Here is a 19,305-nt window from a genome sequence, read left to right as displayed (position 1 = left end):
GCAATGACTTCCGGCCGGGGTTCTAGGGGGTTTCCTTGCGAACCCGGAACCAGGCGGCATACATGGCCGGCAGCGCCAGCAGCGTCAGGACGGTGGCCACCACGAGGCCGCCCATGATGGACACCGCCATTGGCCCCCAGAAACCACTGCGAGACAGCGGAACCATGGCCAGCACCGCGGCAGCAGCGGTCAGCACGATGGGCCTCAGGCGCCGAACTGCCGATTCGACGATCGCCTCCCAGGCCGGCACGCCGTTGGCACGATCCTGCTCGATCTGATCGATCAGGATCACCGAGTTGCGCTGGATCATCCCCATCAACGCGATCACGCCGAGCAGCGCCACGAAGCCGAACGGCCGGTTGGAGATCAGCAGCGCCGCCGCCACGCCGAACAGACCCAGCGGCCCGGTGATGAACACCAGCATGGCGCGGCTGAAGCTGTGCAACTGGAGCATCAACAGCGTAAAGACGATGAAAAGCATCACCGGAACGCCGACGACGATCGACGACGATCCCTTGCTGCTTTCTTCCACCGCGCCTGCCACGTCGATGCGGTAGCCCGCGCCGCCGTTGTCCTGCCATTGCGCCTCGAGCTTGCGCAGTTCGGGCAGAAGTTGGTTGGTGACGGTGGCACCTTGCAGTCCCTCGGTCACGTCGCCCTGGACGGTGATGGCGTAATCGCGGCCTTCGCGCCACAACACGCCCGGCTCCCAGCTGAACACCGGCTTGGCGATCTGCGACAGCGGAATCGCCTGCCCCGATGCCGTCGGTACGTAGGCGCTGCCGATGTCCGAGATGGCCTCGCGTTCGTTGGGCGTCTGGCGCAGCACGATGTCGATGAGCTTGTCCCCTTCTCGGTACTGCCCGACGTTGGTGCCGCTGAACATGGTGCGCGAAGCCTGGGCGATGGACTGGCTGGTCACGCCCAGGGCGCGGGCCTTGGCCTGATCCACTTCGAGCCGGATCACCTTGACCGACTCGTTCCAGTTGTCGTTCACGCCGCGCATGTTGGGGTTGGCGCGCATCGTTTCCTTGACCTGATCGGCAAACGCACGAAGCTGCGCCGGATCGCTGCCGCGCACGCGGAACTGAACCGGGTACGCCACCGGCGGCCCGTTGGGCAGCAGTTTGACCCGCCCGCGAACTTCAGGGAATTCCTGCGCCAGCAGTTCGGGGAACAGCTTGCGAAGCCGCTCGCGCTCCTTCAGGTCGCTGGCCAGCACGATCAATTGCGACACGTTGGTCTGCGGGAACACCTGGTCCAGCGGCAGATAGAAGCGCGGCACGCCCGAGCCGACCCAGGTCGTCACCGACTTGACGCCCTCCAGTTCCATCAGCCGCTTTTCCAGCCGCTTGGTCACTGCCTCGTTGGCGGCGAAGGACGTTCCTTCCGGGAACCAGGCATCGACCAGGATTTCCGGGCGGCTCGAGTCCGGGAAGAACTGTTGCTGCACCTTGCCCATGCCCACCACGCCGAGCGCGAACAGCAGAACGGTGCCGCCGATGGTCAGCCAGCGGTGTGCGACGCACCAGTTCACCGTGCGCCTGAACGCGTTGTAGAAGCCTGTGTCGAACAACTCGTGCGGCGGCGCATCCGGCTCGCGCGGCTTGACCTTGAGCATGAGCGTGCCGAGGTAGGGCACGAAGTACACCGAGACGATCCACGACAGGACCAGCGCAGTCACTGTCACCGCGAAGATGGCGTAGGTGTATTCGCCGGTAGTGGAGCGCGCCATGCCGATGGGCAGGAAGCCGGCCGCGGTGATGAGCGTGCCCGTCAGCATCGGCTTGGCCGTGACGTCGTAGGCGAAGGTGGCGGCGCGCTTCTTGTCGTAGCCCTCCTCCAGCTTTCTGACCATCATCTCCACGGCAATGATGGCGTCGTCCACCAACAGGCCCAACGCGATGATGAGCGAACCCAGCGAGATCTTGTGCAGGCCGATGTCCAGGTAGTTCATCGCCAGGAAGGTCACGGCGAGCACCAGCGGAATGGTGATCGCCACCACGAGGCCCGGCCGCATGTCCACGTACCACCCGAAGCGCCCTCCCCTGTGTAGGCCCAGCGAGAGAATACTGACGCCCAGCACGATGACCACGGCCTCGATCAGCACCTTGATGAACTCGTTGACCGAAGTCGACACCGCCACCGGCTGGTCCTGCACCTGCGCCAGGCGCATGCCGACGGGGAGGTGACTGCCGATCTCCGCCGTCGCGGCCCTCAACGACTTGCCCAGCGCGATGATGTCGCCGCCCTTGGTCATTGCCACGCCGAGGGCGATCACCTCGCGACCCTCGTGGCGCACCTTCACCGTGGGCGGATCGACATAGCCCCGGTGCACCTCGGCGATGTCCGACAGCTTGATCTGCTTGCCCGAGCTGCCGCGGATGGGCATGTTGCGCAACTGCTCAACGTCGTTGAACTGGCCGGCCACGCGCACCTGAACCACGTCCTGCGGCGACTGGATCGTGCCGGCGCTTTCCACCGCGTTCTGCGCGCCGAGTTGGGCCAGCACGCCGTTGAAATCCAGGCCCAGTTGCGCCAGGCGCTTCTGCGACACCTCGATGTAGACCTTCTCGTCCTGCACGCCGAAAAGCTCGACCTTCGACACGTCCTTGACCCGCAGCAACTGCTGGCGCACGTCGTCGGCATGCACCTTGAGTTCGGCCGGCGTGAAGCCTTCGGCTTCCAGCGCGTAGATGACGCCGTACACATCGCCGAACTCGTCGTTGAAGAACGGCCCCTGAATGCCCGACGGCAACGTGTAGCGCATGTCGCCGATCTTCTTGCGCACCGTGTACCAGACGTTGGGCACCTCGGACGGCCGCGAGTTGTCCTTGATCTGGAAGATGATCTGGGACTCGCCCGGCTTGGAGTAGCTGCGGATGATGTCCGCATAGGGCACCTCCTGCAGCGTGCGCTCGAGCTTGTCGGTGACCTGCTCGGCCACCTGCTGCGCGGTCGCACCCGGCCAGTAGGTGCGCACCACCATCGCACGGAAGGTGAACGGCGGGTCCTCGTTCTGCCCCAGCTGGAAGTACGCCACGCTGCCCAGCAGCATGAGTACCACCATCAGGTAGCGGGTGAGCGGCGCATGCTCCAGCGCCCATTGCGACAGGTTGAATCCGCGCTTGCCCTCGGGCGCCGCGCCGGTGGGATTGGAAGACGTCATCCGATCGTCCTCAGCGGTTCACGGGCACGGTGGCGATGGCGGCGGCGGGTTCGGCCGGGCGCGCGTATTTGTCCTTGTACAGGCTGACCTTTTGCCCAGGCGACAGCACATGCACGCCTGCGGAAACGACCAGCATGCCCGGCGTGAGGCCGGATGCGATCACGGCTTCGTTGCCATCCGCCGTTGCCACCTGGACCGGCTGCAACTGCACCGTCATGTTGGACTTGTCGAGCACCCATACCGCGCTGCCCTTGCCCTGGGCCGCCTGGCGCAAGGCGCTCGTCGGCAGCTTGATAACTGGGGCGCCCACATGAGACAGCGACTGCGGCCGCGCATAGACCGTGGCGCCAAGTGGCGGCGCCTTGTCCGCGTCGATCGCCACCTTGACGGTGTAGGTGCGCGTGACCGCATCGGCACTGGCCGCCACCTCGCGCACGGAGCCCTTGATCACCGTGTCGCCCTGCTCGGCCCAGCGGCGGACCATGACGGGCGAGCCCAACGGCACTGCATCCACCTGGTCTTCCGGCACCGAAAACACCACGTCGCGTGCGCCGTCGTGCGCCAGCCGGACCACCGGCGTGCCGGCGCTCACCACCTGGCCAGGCTCCGCGTCGATGGACGTGATGACGCCCGATGCGTCCGCCACCAGGCGGGTGTAGCGCGCCTGGTTGCCTTGCGACGCGACTTGCGCCTGCGCCTGTTCCAGTTGCGCCTGTGCAGAGCGGTACGTGCTCTCGCGCCGCTCCAACTCGGCGGCGCTGATGAAGTTCTGCGCCCTCAGTTCACGGTAGCGTTTGAGGTCGGCCGAAGCCAGGTCGCGGCTGGTGGCTGCGGCCACGGCCTGGGCGCGGGCCGCATCGGCTGCCAACTGGTAGTCACGCGGATCGAGCTGCGCGAGCACGGTGCCCGCCGCCACATGCTGACCCAGCTGCGCCTGCCGCTCGGTGATCTTGCCCGCGACACGAAAGCCCAGTCGCGATTCCACCTGGGCCCTCACCTCGCCCGAGAACTCGAGCGCGGTGTCGAAACGATCTGCGCCCACCTCGACCACCTTGACGGCGCGCACGGGTTCGGGCGGGGCCTCGGCCTGCTTGCAGCCCGTCAGACCGACGGCGACGAAGGCGGCCGCGATGACCGGACCCTTGCGCCAAAGTCGATGAGACAAACCTCGAAGGAAAGCAGCGGAATGGTTCGGCACAGTCATGGCGCAAGCCCGGCTAAATGAACAACGGCCGAGCTAATGACCGGCCGGTTAGTAATCTATTGGAAGCGCTTTACAAAGTCAAACGAAGAAACGAGTCTTTCGCACTGAGCCTCGACGCGTCGGCTCACCGATTCCTGCGCGGCAAATGGACGCCGTGCCTACCGCACAATCCCCGCGTGCCCGATCGCTCATTGACCACTCCCGCCGCTTCGTCCGAGCCTGCCGTTGCCGGCGTCCACTACGAGAACTTTCCGGTGGCCTCATGGCTGTGCCCGCCGCAGCTTCGTGCTCCGATCGCGGCCATCTACGGCTTTGCCCGCACGGCCGATGACATCGCCGACGAGGGCGACGCCACCCCCGAAGAGCGTCTGGCCGAGATTGCCGCCTTCCGGCTCGACCTGGCTGCCGCGGCCAGCGGCAAGTCCGACTCCGGTCGATGGCCAGCCGTCTTCCAGCCACTGGCGGGCGCCATTGCGCAATTCGATCTGCCCGAAGCCTTGCTCGCCGACTTGCTCGATGCCTTCAGCCAGGACATTCGCAAGACGCGCGACGGCGCCGCCTACGCCGATCGGGCGGAACTGCTCGACTACTGCGCCCGCTCCGCCAATCCGGTGGGTCGGCTTCTGCTGCATCTCTACCGCATCGACGATGCGCAATCCTTGCGCCAGAGCGATGCAATCTGCAGCGCCCTGCAACTGATCAACTTCTGGCAGGACGTCTCCGTCGACCTGCCGCGCGGGCGCTTCTACCTGCCCCTGTCGGACTGCGCGGCGCACGGACTGTCGCGCGAGGACTTTCGTGCCTTCCGCCCGCTGGGTGCCTCGCTGCCGCCTGCCGCGGCACTCGCGCTGATCGCCGCTGAAGTCGAATGGGCGCGCCAGCTGATGCAAAGCGGAGCGGCCCTCGTCCACCGCATCCCCGGCCGCGCCGGCTGGGAACTGCGACTTGTCGTGCAAGGCGGCCTCGCCATCCTGGACAAGATCCAGGCCCGGCGATTCGACACCTTCTCGCACCGTCCCAAGGTCGGTGCGCGCGATGTCCCGCGCCTTGCGTGGCATGCACTGCGGATGCGGGGACAATCCCGGCACGCATGAATCCAGAACAATACGTCCGCGACAAGGCCGCCGCCTCGGGCAGCAGCTTCTACTACGCATTTCTTTTCCTCCCGCCGCCCCGGCGCGCGGCCATCACCGCCTTCTACGCCTTCTGCCGCGAAGTGGATGACGTGGTCGACGAGGTCAGCGACCCTGGCGTGGCCGCCACCAAGCTGGCCTGGTGGCAGACCGAAGTGGCCCAGGCCTTTGCCGGCAAGCCGCAGCACCCGGTCATGCAAGCGCTCATGCCGCATCGCGAAGCCTTCGGCATCGAGGAGCGGCAATTGCAGGACGTGATCCGCGGCTGCCAGATGGACCTCGAGCAGACCCGCTATCTCGACTTCCCGGGCCTGACCCGCTATTGCCATCTCGTGGCCGGCGTGGTGGGCGAAGTGTCGGCGCGCATCTTCGGCCAGAGCCAAGCGGCGACCACCGAGTACGCCCACAAGCTGGGGCTGGCGCTGCAACTGACCAACGTGATCCGCGATGTGGGGGAAGACGCCATGCGCGGCCGGATCTACCTGCCGGTCAACGAGTTGCAGCAGTTCGACGTCAAGGCCCACGAAATCCTCAATCGCCTGCACTCCGAGCGCTTCGTCGCGCTGATGCGTTTTCAGGCCGAGCGGGCGCATCGCTGCTACGAAGAGGCCCTTGCGCTCCTGCCCGACGCCGACCGTCGCGCCCAGAAGCCCGGGCTCATGATGGCCAGCATCTATCGCACCTTGCTGCAGGAAATCGAACGCGACAACTTCCAGGTGCTGCACCAGCGCGTCAGCCTCACGCCGCTGCGCAAGCTTTGGCTGGCCTGGAAAGTCCAGGCGCTGGGTCGGCTGTGAGCCGGAGCCGGTTCGCCGCATGAGACTCGCAATCGTGGGTGCCGGCTGGGCCGGACTGGCCTGCGCGGTTCACAGCGTGCGCCTGGGCCATGAGGTGCACGTGTTCGAGGCCGCACGCACCGTCGGCGGTCGCGCCCGACGCATCGAGGCCAGCGCAGGCCCCGTGCTCGACAACGGCCAGCACATCCTCATCGGCGCCTACAGCGCGAGTTTGGCGCTGATGCGCGAGCTAGGCGTGGACCCGGACCGGGCGCTGCTGCGCCTGCCGCTGCGCCTGCGCTTTGCCGACGGCAACGGAATTGCCATGCCGCGCCTGCCGGCTGGCCTGGATCTGCTGGCCGGCATCGCCACCGCTCGCGGTTGGTCGGTGGCCGACAAGCTGGGGTTGGTCCGAACCTCCTTGGCCTGGCGCTTCTCGGGCTTTCGATGTGCGCCGACCGCGACTGTGGCCGACCTTTGCCGCCGCCTGCCGGCACGCGTCATGGCTGAGCTGATCGAGCCGCTGTGCGTCTCGGCGCTGAACACGCCGGTCGAGACGTCGAGCGGCCAGGTGTTCCTGCGCGTCCTGCACGACGCATTGTTCGCCGAGCGCGGCGGCGCCGATCTGCTGCTGCCGCGCGTGGACCTCGGGCAGTTGCTGCCCGATCCCGCCCTCGCCTGGCTGAAGGCACACGGCGCGACGCTGAAGCTCGGCCATCGCGTGCAGAGCCTGCGTCCGCAGGGCGCGGGCTGGCAGGTCGATGACGAGCCATTCGATCACGTGGTGCTGGCCTGCGCGGCCTGGGATGCGGCTCGCCTCGTGCATGCCAGCGGCGTGGCAGCGGCGCCATGGCTGGCCGCGACCGAAGGTTTGCGCTTCACGGCCATCACCACCGTCTACGCCGACGGAGCGCGGCGGCCGCTGGATGCGCCTGTGGTGGCCTTGCGCAGCAGTGCGCAGGCGCCCGCGCAGTTCGTGTTCGATCGCGGACAGCTGGGCGGACCTTCGGGCTTGCTCGCCTTCGTGGTCAGCGCGAGCGATACGCAGAAGGCGTCGCTCGAAGAGGCCGTGCTGGCACAAGGCGCGACGCAGCTCGGCGAACCGGGCCTGAGACCGGTGCGCACGGTGATCGAGAAACGCGCCACTTTCGCCTGCACACCTGCGCTGAATCGTCCGCCGGCGCGGATCGCAGACGGACTATGGGCCTGCGGCGACTATGTCGAAGGCCCCTATCCGGCCACGCTGGAAGGCGCCGTCCGCTGCGCCGCGGAGGTGGCTCGGGCCCTGCCGCCTGCACAAGCCCCGGGCGCCCCGCCCGTCTACCAACCCCAGAGGTAGCGCTTGGACGTCCAGCCCGTGACCTTGCCGAGCTTGACCTTGACCCAGTTGCCCTGGCGGCCCAGGGTGCGCAGGATCTCGCCGTACCGGGCCTTGGCCAGCACGCGGTAACTGGTGCCCGGCCCGCTACGGATGTTCAGGCCTTCCACCTTCGCCACATGGTGCGCCTGACGGTTGGTGACCGAGCGGGCGATCCAGCCGGTGTCGCCCTCGAAATCGCGCACCTTGTACCAGCCGCTCTTGTTGCCGATCACCTGCAGCGGGAAGCCCCGACTCAACTCCCACTGAACCTTGTAGCGGGTGCTCGGCCCGGAACGAAGGTGCGCGCCCTCGGTCGCCGTGGCGATCATCTGGGCGGCATGCGCCAGCGTCGCGCCCCACAGCAAGGACATGCCCAGAAGCAGCGGAAAGATCCATCGGGTGGCCAGATTCATGCGTGATTCCTCCTCGTTCGCAATGCAAAAGCCTCGTGTGTTCACATCGAGGCGCGCGAGTTCCCGAGGATCTGAAAGTTTTTCTTGGGGATTGCCCGCACCTGCGGGTCCGGCACTGCCCGCTGCAACGCGATGCGGGGTGCGATTCAGCGGCCGGCGCCGAAGGCGTCCGCCTCACCCTGCTGGGTGCGCACAGGCGTCAGGTTCGCGCCCCAGGTTCCGTTGGCGGGGCCGCGCTGCAATTCGTCGAGGACGATGCTGTGCTTGTCCATGAGGCGATAGAGCGTCATGCGCGAAACGCCCAGTTCGCGCGCTGCATGGGTCACGTTGCGGCCCATGCGGTGCAGGGTATGGCAGATCACGTCGCGCTCGGCGGCCGTGCGCGCCACGTTCAGCGCCACGCCCACAGCCCCCTGCGCAGCTTGCAGGCCCAGGTCGGATGGGGAGATCAGTCGCCGCTCGGTCATGACCACCGCGCGCTGCACGCGGTTGTAGAGCTCGCGCACGTTGCCGGGCCAATCGTGCGACTGCATCGCCTCGAAGGACTGGCGCGAGAAGCCACGGGCCGGCGTGCGGCAGGCGGCCGCGCAGCGTTGATAGAAATACTGCGCGAGTACCGGCACGTCTTCCATGCGCTTTCTCAAGGGTTGCACGTCGAGCGACAGCACATTGAGGCGATAGAACAGGTCTTCGCGGAAACGCCCGACCGCCACCGCTTCGGCCAGGTCGACGTGCGACGCGGCCACCACCCGTGCGTCCACCTTCAGGTTGCGCACTGCACCCACGCGCGCAATCGTCTTCTCCTGCAGGAATCGCAGGAGGTTGGTCTGCAAGTCCATGGGCAGATCGCCGATCTCGTCCAGGAACAGCGTGCCGCCGTGGGCCGCCTCGATCAGGCCGCGACGCTCGGTGGAGGCGCCCGTGAATGCGCCGCGCTCATGCCCGAAGAGCTCGGAATGGATGAGCGTGGGCGCGATGGCACCGCAGTTGACCACCACGAACGGTCCGCTGGCACGATGCGAGCACTGGTGGATGGCGCGCGCCGCCAGCTCCTTGCCGCTGCCGCTCTCGCCGCCGATGAGCACCGGGGCATCCGTGGCCGCCACCTTGCGGATTTCGGCGCGCAGGCGGGTGATCACGGGGCCCTGCCCTTCCATGCCGAGTGCGTCGTTCACATGCATCTCTCGATGGCGCCGGCGGCGCAGAACGGCGCGCTCGCTGGCGTGGTGCAGCCGCAGCGACAGCTCGGCGCCATCGACCGGTTGCAGCAGGTGATCGAAGAAGGCGTCGAGCACCAGATCGCGAAAGGCAGGCACGTTCAGCGCCTGCGCCTCGCACAGGGCGATCCATTCGGTCCCCTCGCGCTCGAGCAGCGCCTCCACCGCTTCGGAGGGCAATGGCAGGTCCGTGCCGACGACCAGCAAGGCCGCCAGAAAGTCACCGTTCGACTGCAGGCGCTGCGCCGCCTGCACGCTTCGCGCGTGGCTGACCGCCCAGCCCTGCGCGACGAGCTGCGCGGCGATGCCGCTGGCATCCCCATCCAGCGTCAGGCACAGAACGTCAGGCGGTTGCATGAAATCGAGGCAGGTTCTTCAGCAGAAGCACGGTCGCGGTTCAGAAGGTCATGGGCATGCGCAGCGTGAGCGTGAGGTCGGGCGTGTCGCGCGTCAGCCCCGCACCGACCGAGACGTTGAGGTTGGTGCGATCACTCAGGCGGAACGAATAGCCCAGCAACAGCGAGGCCAGTTGCGTGCGCACCGAGCCACGCACCTTCTCCCCGTTCTGCTCGGTCGGGCCGATCGAATACAGCTCCACGCCGATCGAGAAGGACGAGCGTTCGTTGATGGACAGGCCCATGCCGAAGTTCATGCCCCACACGTCTCCCGGCTTGACGTCGCCGAGCAGCTCGATCTGATCGTTCAGCACAGTCCGCGTCACGCCGTCACGGCCGAAGTTGTAGGTGTACGAAATGCCACCGAAGAACACCGCCGGGTCGCTCGGATACAGAAACGTCAGGCTCGGCTGCAGCGAATAGAAGCCCGAGCCGGTCGGTGCCTCCAGCGGCAGGCCGGTGCCCGTGGTGTTGCCCAGGCAGCGCGTCACGCAGTCGGTGGGCACCTCGAACGGATCCTTGCCGGTCCGGGTCTTGAACCGAAGTCCGCCGACCACGTAGGGCCAGTTCTCGCGCGCGCTGAACATCTGATAGCGCAGCGCCAGTTCCACATCGCCGATGCCGTTGCCCTTGGTGTCGAACACGTTGTCCTGAGCGGCGCCGGTGAACACCTCGCGGCTGACGGTGGAGTCGGAGCGGATCACGTACGGCAGCTTCGCCTCCACCTCCATCTTGTTGGAGATGCCCCATCGGCCGGTGATGGTCGGCACCATCATGTTGCGCTTGACCTCGCGCACATCGATCAGCCCGATCAGGATCGCCGGAATCACCGTGTAGCCCACCAGTGCCACCCGGTCGTTCGACGAATAGCTGTACTGGAACGAGGGCTCGAAGACGAACTTTCCGCGCGGCGTGAGGATGCTCGGCTCGTCGAAGATCTGCGCCATCGGCGGCGCCGCCTGCTCCTTGGCGGGCGCCACGCCCACAGACACCGGTCGCGCCGCTTCGGGAGCCTGGGCCGCGGCAGAGGCTGCGGTGGCGGCAGCAGCCGCTGCCGCTGCCTCGGCGGTGCCAGGTGCCCGCACGGGTGGCGATGGTTTGCGCGCCTCCTGCTGGGCAGCCTCTGCCTTCTCGGCCGTCTCGCGCTGGCGCGAATCCTGGTCCGCCAGCTGGCGCTTGAGCGTCTCGATCTGGCGCCCCTGCTCCTCCACCAACTGCTGCAACGCGTCCAGGCGCTTCGCGGTCGGCGTGGCATTGCGCCCGCTCTGGGCCCATGCTGGCGTGGCGGCGCATGCGAGTGCCGCGGATAGCGCAATAACTCGCAAACGATCCGGGAATCGTCTGACCATGTCCCCTCGCACTCCTTGTTTCTTCGGCCAAGTGAGGCGGGCAGGTTATGCCTTTGGTATGCGTGACGGAAGATGCAATTTGCAAACAAAGGTAATCACCTCATCGCCAAAATTCATCGACGTCACATGGACGAGACGGTTTCGGTACGAGGCCGATCGCTTGCCACGCGGCGGTGCGCACGACGCGGGCCTTGGCAAACTTCCTCCTCATGGATGAGGTCCCGGTGTCATGTGCCTGTGACAGTCACACCGCTGACACACACTGCCATCGCACCTCCCTGCACCGCCTTGATGCGAGGGAAATCACGGGCACATGCATGGAACTGCGTCCAGTGGATGTGACAGGTGGCGCCGCCATTTCGCCTCAACGGCGGTCTTTTGCGCCGACCGAAAAATAACGAATCGTCCCGCAAGCCGCATGGCGCCTGCGATGCGAAGCGAATGCACACACAAGTACTACATGCTGGCCTCGAAGTTGCAGTGTGGCGCGCTCGATTTGCGTGCATCGCAGATCGAGCTGTTTGCAAACATCAACCTAACCTGGAGCCTTCATGAAAAAGACACTGCTAGCGTCCGCTCTTGCCATGGCCTTCGGAGTTGCCGGAGTGGCGCATGCCACCGCCAACGATCAGACAAGTGGAGATGGAGGGACGAACACATCGACCGACACGACGACGCTGACCGTTTCGCCGACCATCACGGTCACGAAGACGCCGACGACGACGAACACCACCACCAACACCAACAGCGGCTCGGGTGATGCCAATGCTGAAGCTGCACGCTCTGCCGCGCTCAACAACGGCTCGACCGGCACCTTCAGCAATGCCTTCAACACCACCAGCGTGGCAGCGAACAGCAGGCTCGAAGGCACGGTGACGGGCAACACCATCTATGGCCTGGGCAACAACGCCACCAACTACGGCTCGGCCGCAGGCGGCAAGGGCTATGGCGGCACCGGTGGCACCGGCAAGGGCGGCTCTGCTTCGGGCAGCGCTTCCGGCGGCAACGGCGCAGTGGGCAACGGCGGCATGGGTGCAGTCAGTGGTGAAGCCAGCAACGGCGACGCCAGCAACGGCAGCGCCACCAATGGCAGCGCAACGGCCGGCAACGGCGGACGCGGCTCCGGCGGCAACTCCAGCGGTAGCAGCGACGGCGCCGGCGCATGGGCCAACGGCGCGAACGGTGGACGTGCCAGCAGCGCCGGCAACGGCGGCGGCGGTGGCGACGGCGGCGGCGCCATGGGCGCACGCGGCGGCGGCGCAGGCGGCGGTGGCGACACCGGCAGCGCAGCAGCAGGCGGCGGCGGCGACGGCGGCGCGGCTGGCTATGCACGCGGTGGCGGCGGCGGTGACACCGGCAACGCCAACGGCGGACGCCGCAATGGCGGCATGGGCGGTACCAACACCGCAGGCGCGGGCGGCGCGGGCGGCTCCAACACCGGCGGCGCCGGTGCGGCAGGCGGCACGGGCGGCACCAACACCGGCGGCGCCGGTGGCACGGGCGGCGCAGGCGGCACCAACACCGCTGGCGCAGGCGCATCGGGCGGTGCAGGCGGCACGGGCGGCGCTGGCGGCGCGGGCGGCGCCGGTGGCACGGCGACCGGCGGCAACGGCGGCACGCACACGGCAGGCGCAGGCACCGGTGGTGCAGGCGGCTCTGGCACGAACGGCAGCGCGACCAATGGCAGCGCCAGCAACGGCAGCAACACCACTGGCAACGGCGGTGCGGGCGGCAGCGGCAGCGGTGGTGCAGGTGGCGCGGGCAACGGCGGCACCAACACGGCCGAAGGCGGCACCGGTGGCGCTGGCAACGGCGGCATGGGCGGCGCAGGCGGCACGATCACCGTGGACGCCGGCACGTTCAACATGTCCAACACCATGACCAGCGTCGGCCAGTCGGCCGCGGGCGTCATGCTGGCCAGCCAGAACAGCGGCATGGCCTCGTTGGTACAGCAGAGCGTGAACGTTCAGGCCAACCTGACCGTCGGCGCTCCCTGAGCGAGGCAAAGGCTGACTTGAGAAGCGCCGCGCGCACCGTGCCCCGGTGCGACGCGCGCGGCGCGTGAGCCGCCACACCTATGGCGGCGCTCCATCCAGGAGTCGATGTCATGACCCAACGCCTTCGATCGACAGGCGCCTGCCTTGTGATCCTTGCCGCCGGCATCGTGCCGGCTTTCGCGCAGACGTCCGGGGCCGGCCTGGCTGCCGACGCGCCGATGTTCGCCAACCCGGTCGGCGAGGACACCCTCGTCGCCTATCGCGGCGGAGCGCAGGTTCACAACGACATGGTGCTGTCCGGCACCACGGCGGAAAACTCGGCACGCAACGTCTCCACCGGTTCCAATGCCATCGACGGCGGCTCGTTCCAGAACATGAGCGGGCTGCCGGTGGTGATCCAGAACTCGGGGGCGAACGTGCTGATCCAGAACGCCGTGATCCTCAATGTGCAGATGAACTGAGAAAGGCCTGACGTGATCCGTCGTCTTTCGCTCTGCACCGCCTTGCTGGCGGCGTGCCTTCCGGCCGCCGCGCAGCAGGCCTACATTCCCGGGCTGGGCAGCGGCGACTTCGTGCTGCCCATCACGAGCATCAAGCAGGCACGAAGCCGCACCACGCTGATCCAGAAGTACGACTTCAGCTGCGGCTCGGCCGCGTTGGCCACGCTGCTGACCCACCACTACGGCATGCCCACCAACGAGGAGACCGTCTTCCAGCAGATGTATGCGCTGGGCGACCAGGCCAAGATCCGGCGCGAGGGCTTCTCGTTGCTGGACATGAAGCGCTTCCTGGCCGCGCGGGGCTTCCAGGCCGACGGCTTCGAGCTGCCGCTGGACAAGCTCAACGAAGCGCGCGTACCGGCCATCGTGCTGATCAACGACAGCGGCTATCACCACTTCGTCGTGGTCAAGGGCCTGCAGGGCAGCCGGGTGCTGATCGGCGATCCGGCGCGCGGCACGCGGGCCATGGAGCGCAGCGCCTTCGAGGCCATCTGGCCCAACAAGCTGCTTTTCGTCATTCACAACCGCATGAACGAAGCACGCTTCAACGTGGCGGCGGAGTGGCGCTCCATCCTGCGCGCACCGCTGGCCGATGCCATCGACCGAAGCGCCATGAGCGATTTCACCTTGCCCAAGATGGGCCCGGGGGATTTCTGATGGCACGCCTGCCGTTGCAACGTCTTGCCGCGGGCTGCCTGGCCGCCGCGGCCGCCTGGCCCGCGCTGATCGAAGCCGAGCCGCTGGTGCGGCATCAGGAGATCTGGATGGCGGTGAGCGACCGGTCGCTCGATTCGCAGCGCGGCGGCTTCGACCTGGGCGCCGGCCTGTTGGTGAGCTTCGGCATCACCCGGGCGGCTTTCGTCAATGGGGAACTGGTGGCCCAGACGCAGCTCAACTTCGGCCAGTTGGACAAGATCACGCCGATGCAGGCCGCAGAGCTGAGCCGCCAGATGAGCGCGCTCAACCTGGTCCAGAACGGCCCCGGCAACAGCGCGCCCGACACACTCGGGCCCATGGGTGGTACCGTCATCCAGAACACGCTGAACAATCAGAACATCGCCAACCACACGGTGATCAATGCCAACACCAACGGCATGAGCCTCATGAAGGACCTGAACACCGCGACCACGATCACCGACGCGATCGCGCGTTCGGTGGGCGGCCGCTAGGTCGACCTTTCGTCCAGTTACCAGGGCAGCGTGAAGGTCTTGCAGTTGGTGAACGACTTGATCGCCTCCTGCACACCTTCCTTGTAGCCCAGGCCCGAGTCCTTGATGCCTCCGAAAGGCGTCAGCTCGATGCGGTAGCCCGGAACCTCCCACAGGTTGACGGTGCCCACCTTCAGCTCCTTCGCGAAGCGCGTGGCGTCTTCCAGGCGGTTGGTGCAGATACCCGATGAAAGGCCGAACGCCGTTCCATTGGAGATCGCGATCGCCTCGTCGATGCTCCCGAACGTGATGATGGGCGAGACGGGGCCGAAGGTCTCTTCGCGCACGACCGTCATTTCGGGCCGGACGCGGTCCAGCACCGTGGGCGAGTACAGCGCGCCTTCGCGTTGATTGCCGACCAGCAACCTCGCGCCCTGCGCGACCGCTTCGTCCACCAGTTCCTGAAAGCGCAGCGCGGCTGCCTCGTCGATCACCGTGCCCATGTCGTTGGACTTGTCCATCGGATCGCCGAAGTTCCAGGCGCGCGTCTTGGCCACCACCCTTTCGGTGAACTCTGCGGCCACCTTCTCATGCACCAGCATCCGCTTGACGGCGGTGCAGCGCTGGCCCGAGTTCTTGTACGACCCTTGCACGGCCAGGTCGCTGGCCCGATCGAGGTCGGCGTCGTCCATGACGATCAGCGGGTCGTTGCCGCCAAGTTCGAGCACGATGCGGCGATAGCCAGCCTTGGCGGCGATGTACTTGCCGATCGGAACGCCACCGGTGAAGGTGATGAGGTCCACATGCCGGTTGGTGAGCAATTCGTCGGCGATCTCTCGCGGATCGCCCGTCACGACCTGCAGCATCTCGGGCGGCAGCCCCGCCTCGTACAACAGGTCGGCGAAATAGTAGGCGGACAGCGGCACCTTCTCCGAAGGCTTGAGCACCATCCGGTTGTTCGTCGCCACGGAAGGCACCACCTTGTGCGCCACCTGGTTCATCGGATGGTTGAAGGGGGTGATGGCCGTGATCACGCCCAGCAGCGGCTCGCGTGTCGTGATGACCTTGCGCTTCTTGCCATGCGGCGTGAGGTCGCAAGAAAAAACCTGGCCGTCATCGCGCAATGCCTCGTTGGCGCCGAAGTTCAGCACGTCGGCCACGCGGCCGATCTCGTAGATGCTGTCCTTCTTCGACAGGCCCGACTCGCTCGTGATGAGCGTGGAGGCCTCCTCGGTCCGCTCACGGAGCAACGCCGCCGCCTTGTTCAGGATGGCCGAGCGCTCGTAGCGCGAAAGCGTGGGCACGTAGGCCTGCGCGATGTCGAATGCGCGTCGCACCTCGTCCAGGCTCGCCATCGGCGCCGTGCCCACGCGTTCGCCGGTGTAGGGGTTGCGCACGTCGATCGCACGCGCAGTGCGCAGCCGCGCACCGCCGATGCGAAGCGCCTCGGCGCGAAACTCGATGCTCTCCAGGATGGCGCTCATGCTGCCTCTTTCAATGGTGTGCCGATGAAGTTCTTGCCGCGCGCTCCGGTCAGGGCGAAGGCGACCATCCGGTCCGCCTGCTCGTCCGAGACGCCGTAGTCGGCAAAGCGTGTCTTGACGCCCAGGCCCTCGATGAATGCTGCCAGGCGCTGGGGAGCCTTCTCGAGCGGGCCCAGGGCGCGCTCGAGCACCGCATCGCGTTCCGCATCGCGGCCGATTGCCCGCATCAGGACCATCGGCAGCGAGAACGAGCATGCGATGCCGTGTGGCAAGCCGTAGCGCAGCGTCATCTCGTACGAGATCGAATGCGCCAGCGCGGTGCGCGTGTTCGAAAAGGCCATGCCGGCCTTCAGGGCCGCCAGCGCCATCTGACCGCGCAGATCGACGTCTTCAAGACTTTCCATCAGGCGCGGCAGCGCATCGAGGATCTCGTGCACGGCGGCAACCGCAAAGGTGTCCGACACGGGGTTCGCATTGACGTTCCAGATGGACTCCAGCGCATGCGACAGTGCATCCAGCCCACTTTGCAGCGTGACCGATGCGGGCAGCGAGAGCATCAACTGCGGATCGATGATGGCGACGCTGGGCCAGGTTTCGTTCAGGTGCAGCGAATGCTTCTTCTGCGCCGCGCGATCCCAGATCGTGGCCCAAGGCGTGACCTCGCTGCCGGTGCCTGCGGTGGTCGGCACGGCGATGAGCGTCTTGACGCGGGCAGGCCGGAATGCCTGCCCGGCGGCCAATGCGGCAATCAGTTCGTCGAAGCTTCCGGACTCGGTGCCCACCATCAGCGCCTTGGCCGTGTCGATGGCGCTGCCGCCGCCAACGGCGATCAGCACCTCGGCGGATTCCGGTGCTTGCCAGAACTGTTCGTAGAGCGCGCGCAGTTCTGCGACGTCGGGATTGGGCCGGACATCGTCGATGACGCAGCTCAGCGACCCACCCAGCAGCTGCTCCAGCCGCCCGACCAGGCCAAGCTGCCGCGCTTCGGGAAAGGTGACGACCGCGGCCTTTCGGCCCTCCAGCAGCTTCGGCAGCGACGACAGGGCGCCTGCCCCGTACACGCTGCGCACGGGGTTCAGATATTCATGGGACATACAGAGCCTCTAAGTGGACGCAGCGACGGCGTGATTCAGTGCAAGGTCGAAAACGTCGAAGTTGCGCAAGCGGCGATGCGGGGCCACGCCCTGCAGCCGGCGATTGAACAGCAGCGGCACCTTCTGCTCGGAGATGCCGCCATGCGAGCGCAAAGGCACCGTCAGGCCGCTCAGGTCGTGCTTGGCCCCGCTCGTTCCGAGAACCGTCAGGTGATCCCCGATCACCACCAGATCGCCGATGCGGTCCGGCGCCAGTTCGAATCGCTCGACGGCCTGCTCGCGCGTGACCACCATTTCCACGCCGGGCAGTGCGGCCAGGGCTCGGGCCACCTGTTCGCGCGCAGGCTGTTCGACGTAGATGGTGGCGAAGGAGCCGAGTGCGCCGTGATGAACGACGTACGGATCGGTGATCGGCAAGATGACACGGGTGGCGCCCGCGCCGAACCGGCTGTCCAGTTCCTGCTGGAGGTACAGCACGCAGGGATTGCCGGCGGCGTCGGTCTTGGGGCTCATGCCGTGGTCGGCGGTGAGGCCGACCACCGCGCCCAGCGCATCGAGCTTGGCGAGATAGCCGTCCATCATCGCGTAGAAGGCGTTGGCTTCAGCCGTGCCGGGCGCGCACTTGTGCTGCACGTAGTCGGTGGTCGACAGATACATCAGATCGGGCCTGCGTTCCTCCAGCAGGCGCACGCCGGCCGCGAAGACGAACTCGCTGAGTTCGGCGCTGTACACCGACGGCACGGGCATGCCCACCAGTTCAAGGACCTTGTCGATGCCGCATTCCGCCAGCGTCGCCTTGTCCGCCTTCTCGGCGGAAAAGCAGATGCCCTTGAGGCCATGGCCGAGCAGCGTGCGCAGCTTGTCCTTTGCCGTCACTGCGGCCACCATGGCGCCGGCCTCGCCGAATGCCGCCAGCAGCGTGGGCGCCCGCAGGAACTGCGGGTCGTTCATCATCACTTCGCGGTCGGCTTCCACGTCGTAGAAGTAGTTGCCGCAAATGCCGTGCACCGACGGCGGCACGCCGGTCACGATGGAGACGTTGTTCGGATTGGTGAAGCTCGGCACCACGCAATCGGCGATCAACGAACTCCCGTTTGCCAGCATGCGCTCGAAGAACGGCGCCACGCCGGCCTGGATGGCCTGGGTGATGTAGTCGGGCTCGCAGCCATCGACGCACACCACCACGACCGGCGCGCGGGGCTTGGCGTAGTGCCGTCCATTGGCCTGGACGGTTTCGGCATGGGGCGACATCAACGTGCTCCTTTCTGGATCCAGGCACGCAGCCGGGTCGATACGTAGTCGGCGACCATCACCATGGCGATGATCACGAGGATGCAGGTGGCGGTGTCCTGGTACTGGAACAACTTCATGCTGCCCACCAGCTCGAACCCGATACCGCCCGCGCCCACCATGCCCAGCACGGTCGCCTGGCGCAGGTTGGTTTCGAAGCGGTAGAGCACGACGGCGATCCATGCGGTGATCACCTGCGGCAGCACGCCGAAGATGATGGTCTGGATCGGGCCCGCGCCGGTGGCGCGCAGCGCTTCGATCGGGCCCTGGTCGATTTCCTCGATCGACTCCGAGAAGAACTTGCCTAGCATGCCCGCGCCGTGTACCGCCAGGGCCAGCACGCCGGGGAACGGGCCGAGCCCCACGGCAGCCACGAAGATCAGCGCCAGGATGATCTCGTTGATGCCGCGCGTGACGTTGAACACCTGCCGCGTGAACTGGTAGACGACCATGTTGGGCGTCAGGTTGCGCGCCGCGAAGAAGCACACCGGCACCGCGAGGATCACGGCCAGCAGCGTGCCCCAGACGGCGATCTGCACCGTCTCGATGGCGGGCACGATCAGCTTGTTGATGAAGCCCCAGTTGGGCGGCAGCATCCGCGAGAGAAAGTCGCCGATCCACGGCAACCCCTTGGCCAGCTCGCTGAAGCTGACCTGCGCGCCGGTGGCGGCCCACCACAGGACGGCGACCACGGCCAGGCCGGTGGCGATGCGCGGCAGCCAACCGAGCGAGCCGCCTGGCTTGGCCACCATGAAGGTGTAGGAACCGATCTGCAT

General features: G+C 66.8%; 16 protein-coding genes. 7 read left to right on the top strand and 9 right to left on the bottom strand.

Features of this window, described 5'->3' with window-relative positions; translation table 11 throughout:
- Positions 1–22: 22 nt before the first annotated feature.
- Complete coding sequence (locus QTH91_RS06910; protein ID WP_286659264.1) at positions 23–3,169, bottom strand: efflux RND transporter permease subunit; 3,147 nt, start codon at positions 3,167–3,169, stop codon at positions 23–25.
- A gap of 10 nt (positions 3,170–3,179) precedes the next feature.
- Positions 3,180–4,334 carry an efflux RND transporter periplasmic adaptor subunit gene (locus QTH91_RS06905; RefSeq protein ID WP_286659263.1) on the bottom strand — a complete coding sequence of 385 codons (1,155 nt, stop codon included), beginning with the start codon at positions 4,332–4,334 and terminating at the stop codon, positions 3,180–3,182.
- A 215-nt stretch (positions 4,335–4,549) separates the two neighbouring features.
- On the opposite strand from QTH91_RS06905, the gene hpnC reads away from it, so the two are divergent.
- From hpnC to hpnE, 3 genes are read left to right on the top strand one after another with little or no spacing between them, the layout of a single operon-like run.
- On the top strand, positions 4,550–5,467 hold the full coding sequence (gene hpnC / locus QTH91_RS06900) for a squalene synthase HpnC (protein WP_286659262.1): 918 nt from the start codon (positions 4,550–4,552) through the stop codon (positions 5,465–5,467).
- The gene (gene hpnD / locus QTH91_RS06895) at positions 5,464–6,303 is read left to right on the top strand and encodes a presqualene diphosphate synthase HpnD (protein ID WP_286659261.1); all 840 of its coding nucleotides are present in this window, start codon (positions 5,464–5,466) and stop codon (positions 6,301–6,303) included. Before hpnC ends, hpnD begins: the two co-directional genes overlap by 4 nt.
- A 19-nt stretch (positions 6,304–6,322) precedes the next feature.
- Entirely contained in the window at positions 6,323–7,621 is a 1,299-nt protein-coding gene (hpnE, locus tag QTH91_RS06890) for a hydroxysqualene dehydroxylase HpnE (RefSeq protein WP_286659260.1), read from the top strand.
- Here hpnE and QTH91_RS06885 read toward each other — a convergent pair.
- From QTH91_RS06885 to QTH91_RS06875, 3 genes are all read right to left on the bottom strand, one after another.
- On the bottom strand, positions 7,603–8,055 hold the full coding sequence (locus tag QTH91_RS06885; protein WP_286659259.1) for an SH3 domain-containing protein: 453 nt from the start codon (positions 8,053–8,055) through the stop codon (positions 7,603–7,605). The genes hpnE and QTH91_RS06885 overlap by 19 nt on opposite strands.
- Positions 8,056–8,201: 146 nt before the next feature.
- A complete protein-coding gene (locus QTH91_RS06880) occupies positions 8,202–9,629 on the bottom strand; it encodes a sigma-54 interaction domain-containing protein (RefSeq protein WP_286659258.1) in 1,428 nt (475 codons plus the stop codon).
- A gap of 40 nt (positions 9,630–9,669) precedes the next feature.
- A complete protein-coding gene (locus QTH91_RS06875) occupies positions 9,670–11,016 on the bottom strand; it encodes an acetate kinase (protein WP_286659257.1) in 1,347 nt (448 codons plus the stop codon).
- A gap of 551 nt (positions 11,017–11,567) precedes the next feature.
- Between QTH91_RS06875 and QTH91_RS06870 the strand changes: the two genes are divergently transcribed.
- From QTH91_RS06870 to QTH91_RS06855, 4 genes are all read left to right on the top strand, one after another.
- Entirely contained in the window at positions 11,568–13,013 is a 1,446-nt protein-coding gene (locus QTH91_RS06870; RefSeq protein ID WP_286659256.1) for a hypothetical protein, read from the top strand.
- A 110-nt stretch (positions 13,014–13,123) separates the two neighbouring features.
- A complete protein-coding gene (locus tag QTH91_RS06865) occupies positions 13,124–13,474 on the top strand; it encodes a hypothetical protein (protein ID WP_286659255.1) in 351 nt (116 codons plus the stop codon).
- 12 nt (positions 13,475–13,486) lie between these two features.
- Positions 13,487–14,170, top strand: coding sequence for a C39 family peptidase (locus tag QTH91_RS06860; RefSeq protein ID WP_390368189.1), 684 nt, complete (start codon positions 13,487–13,489; stop codon positions 14,168–14,170).
- On the top strand, positions 14,170–14,682 hold the full coding sequence (locus tag QTH91_RS06855; protein WP_286659254.1) for a hypothetical protein: 513 nt from the start codon (positions 14,170–14,172) through the stop codon (positions 14,680–14,682). Before QTH91_RS06860 ends, QTH91_RS06855 begins: the two co-directional genes overlap by 1 nt.
- A gap of 17 nt (positions 14,683–14,699) precedes the next feature.
- On the opposite strand, the gene phnY is transcribed toward QTH91_RS06855, so the two are convergent.
- Genes phnY through phnE form a run of 4 tightly spaced genes read right to left on the bottom strand, consistent with a single transcriptional unit; the run spans position 14,700 to position 19,305 of the window.
- Positions 14,700–16,145 (bottom strand): phosphonoacetaldehyde dehydrogenase, encoded by a 1,446-nt coding sequence (gene phnY / locus QTH91_RS06850; protein WP_286659253.1) that lies wholly within the window; start codon positions 16,143–16,145, stop codon positions 14,700–14,702.
- On the bottom strand, positions 16,142–17,239 hold the full coding sequence (gene psrA, locus QTH91_RS06845) for an iron-containing alcohol dehydrogenase PsrA (RefSeq protein WP_286659252.1): 1,098 nt from the start codon (positions 17,237–17,239) through the stop codon (positions 16,142–16,144). Before psrA ends, phnY begins: the two co-directional genes overlap by 4 nt.
- A 9-nt stretch (positions 17,240–17,248) precedes the next feature.
- A complete protein-coding gene (phnA, locus tag QTH91_RS06840; protein WP_286659251.1) occupies positions 17,249–18,490 on the bottom strand; it encodes a phosphonoacetate hydrolase in 1,242 nt (413 codons plus the stop codon).
- Positions 18,490–19,305 carry a phosphonate ABC transporter, permease protein PhnE gene (phnE, locus tag QTH91_RS06835; RefSeq protein WP_390368193.1) on the bottom strand — a complete coding sequence of 272 codons (816 nt, stop codon included), beginning with the start codon at positions 19,303–19,305 and terminating at the stop codon, positions 18,490–18,492. Before phnE ends, phnA begins: the two co-directional genes overlap by 1 nt.

The organism is Variovorax dokdonensis, from assembly GCF_030316895.1.
Classification (GTDB): domain Bacteria; phylum Pseudomonadota; class Gammaproteobacteria; order Burkholderiales; family Burkholderiaceae_C; genus Variovorax; species Variovorax dokdonensis.
The sequence above is the reverse complement of the archived record's forward strand: the minus strand, read 5'-3'. Positions and strand labels throughout refer to the sequence as shown.

Excerpts from the sequence above, each read along its gene's own strand:
- QTH91_RS06910 (WP_286659264.1), bottom strand. The coding sequence starts at position 3,169 with ATGACGTCTTCCAATCCCACCGGCGCGGCGCCCGAGGGCAAGCGCGGA.
- hpnD (WP_286659261.1), top strand. The coding sequence starts at position 5,464 with ATGAATCCAGAACAATACGTCCGCGACAAGGCCGCCGCCTCGGGCAGC.
- hpnE (WP_286659260.1), top strand. The coding sequence starts at position 6,323 with ATGAGACTCGCAATCGTGGGTGCCGGCTGGGCCGGACTGGCCTGCGCG.
- QTH91_RS06885 (WP_286659259.1), bottom strand. The coding sequence starts at position 8,055 with ATGAATCTGGCCACCCGATGGATCTTTCCGCTGCTTCTGGGCATGTCC.
- QTH91_RS06880 (WP_286659258.1), bottom strand. The coding sequence starts at position 9,629 with ATGCAACCGCCTGACGTTCTGTGCCTGACGCTGGATGGGGATGCCAGC.
- QTH91_RS06875 (WP_286659257.1), bottom strand. The coding sequence starts at position 11,016 with ATGGTCAGACGATTCCCGGATCGTTTGCGAGTTATTGCGCTATCCGCG.
- QTH91_RS06870 (WP_286659256.1), top strand. The coding sequence starts at position 11,568 with ATGAAAAAGACACTGCTAGCGTCCGCTCTTGCCATGGCCTTCGGAGTT.
- QTH91_RS06865 (WP_286659255.1), top strand. The coding sequence starts at position 13,124 with ATGACCCAACGCCTTCGATCGACAGGCGCCTGCCTTGTGATCCTTGCC.
- QTH91_RS06855 (WP_286659254.1), top strand. The coding sequence starts at position 14,170 with ATGGCACGCCTGCCGTTGCAACGTCTTGCCGCGGGCTGCCTGGCCGCC.
- phnY (WP_286659253.1), bottom strand. The coding sequence starts at position 16,145 with ATGAGCGCCATCCTGGAGAGCATCGAGTTTCGCGCCGAGGCGCTTCGC.
- psrA (WP_286659252.1), bottom strand. The coding sequence starts at position 17,239 with ATGTCCCATGAATATCTGAACCCCGTGCGCAGCGTGTACGGGGCAGGC.
- phnA (WP_286659251.1), bottom strand. The coding sequence starts at position 18,490 with ATGTCGCCCCATGCCGAAACCGTCCAGGCCAATGGACGGCACTACGCC.
- phnE (WP_390368193.1), bottom strand. The coding sequence starts at position 19,305 with ATGCAGATCGGTTCCTACACCTTCATGGTGGCCAAGCCAGGCGGCTCG.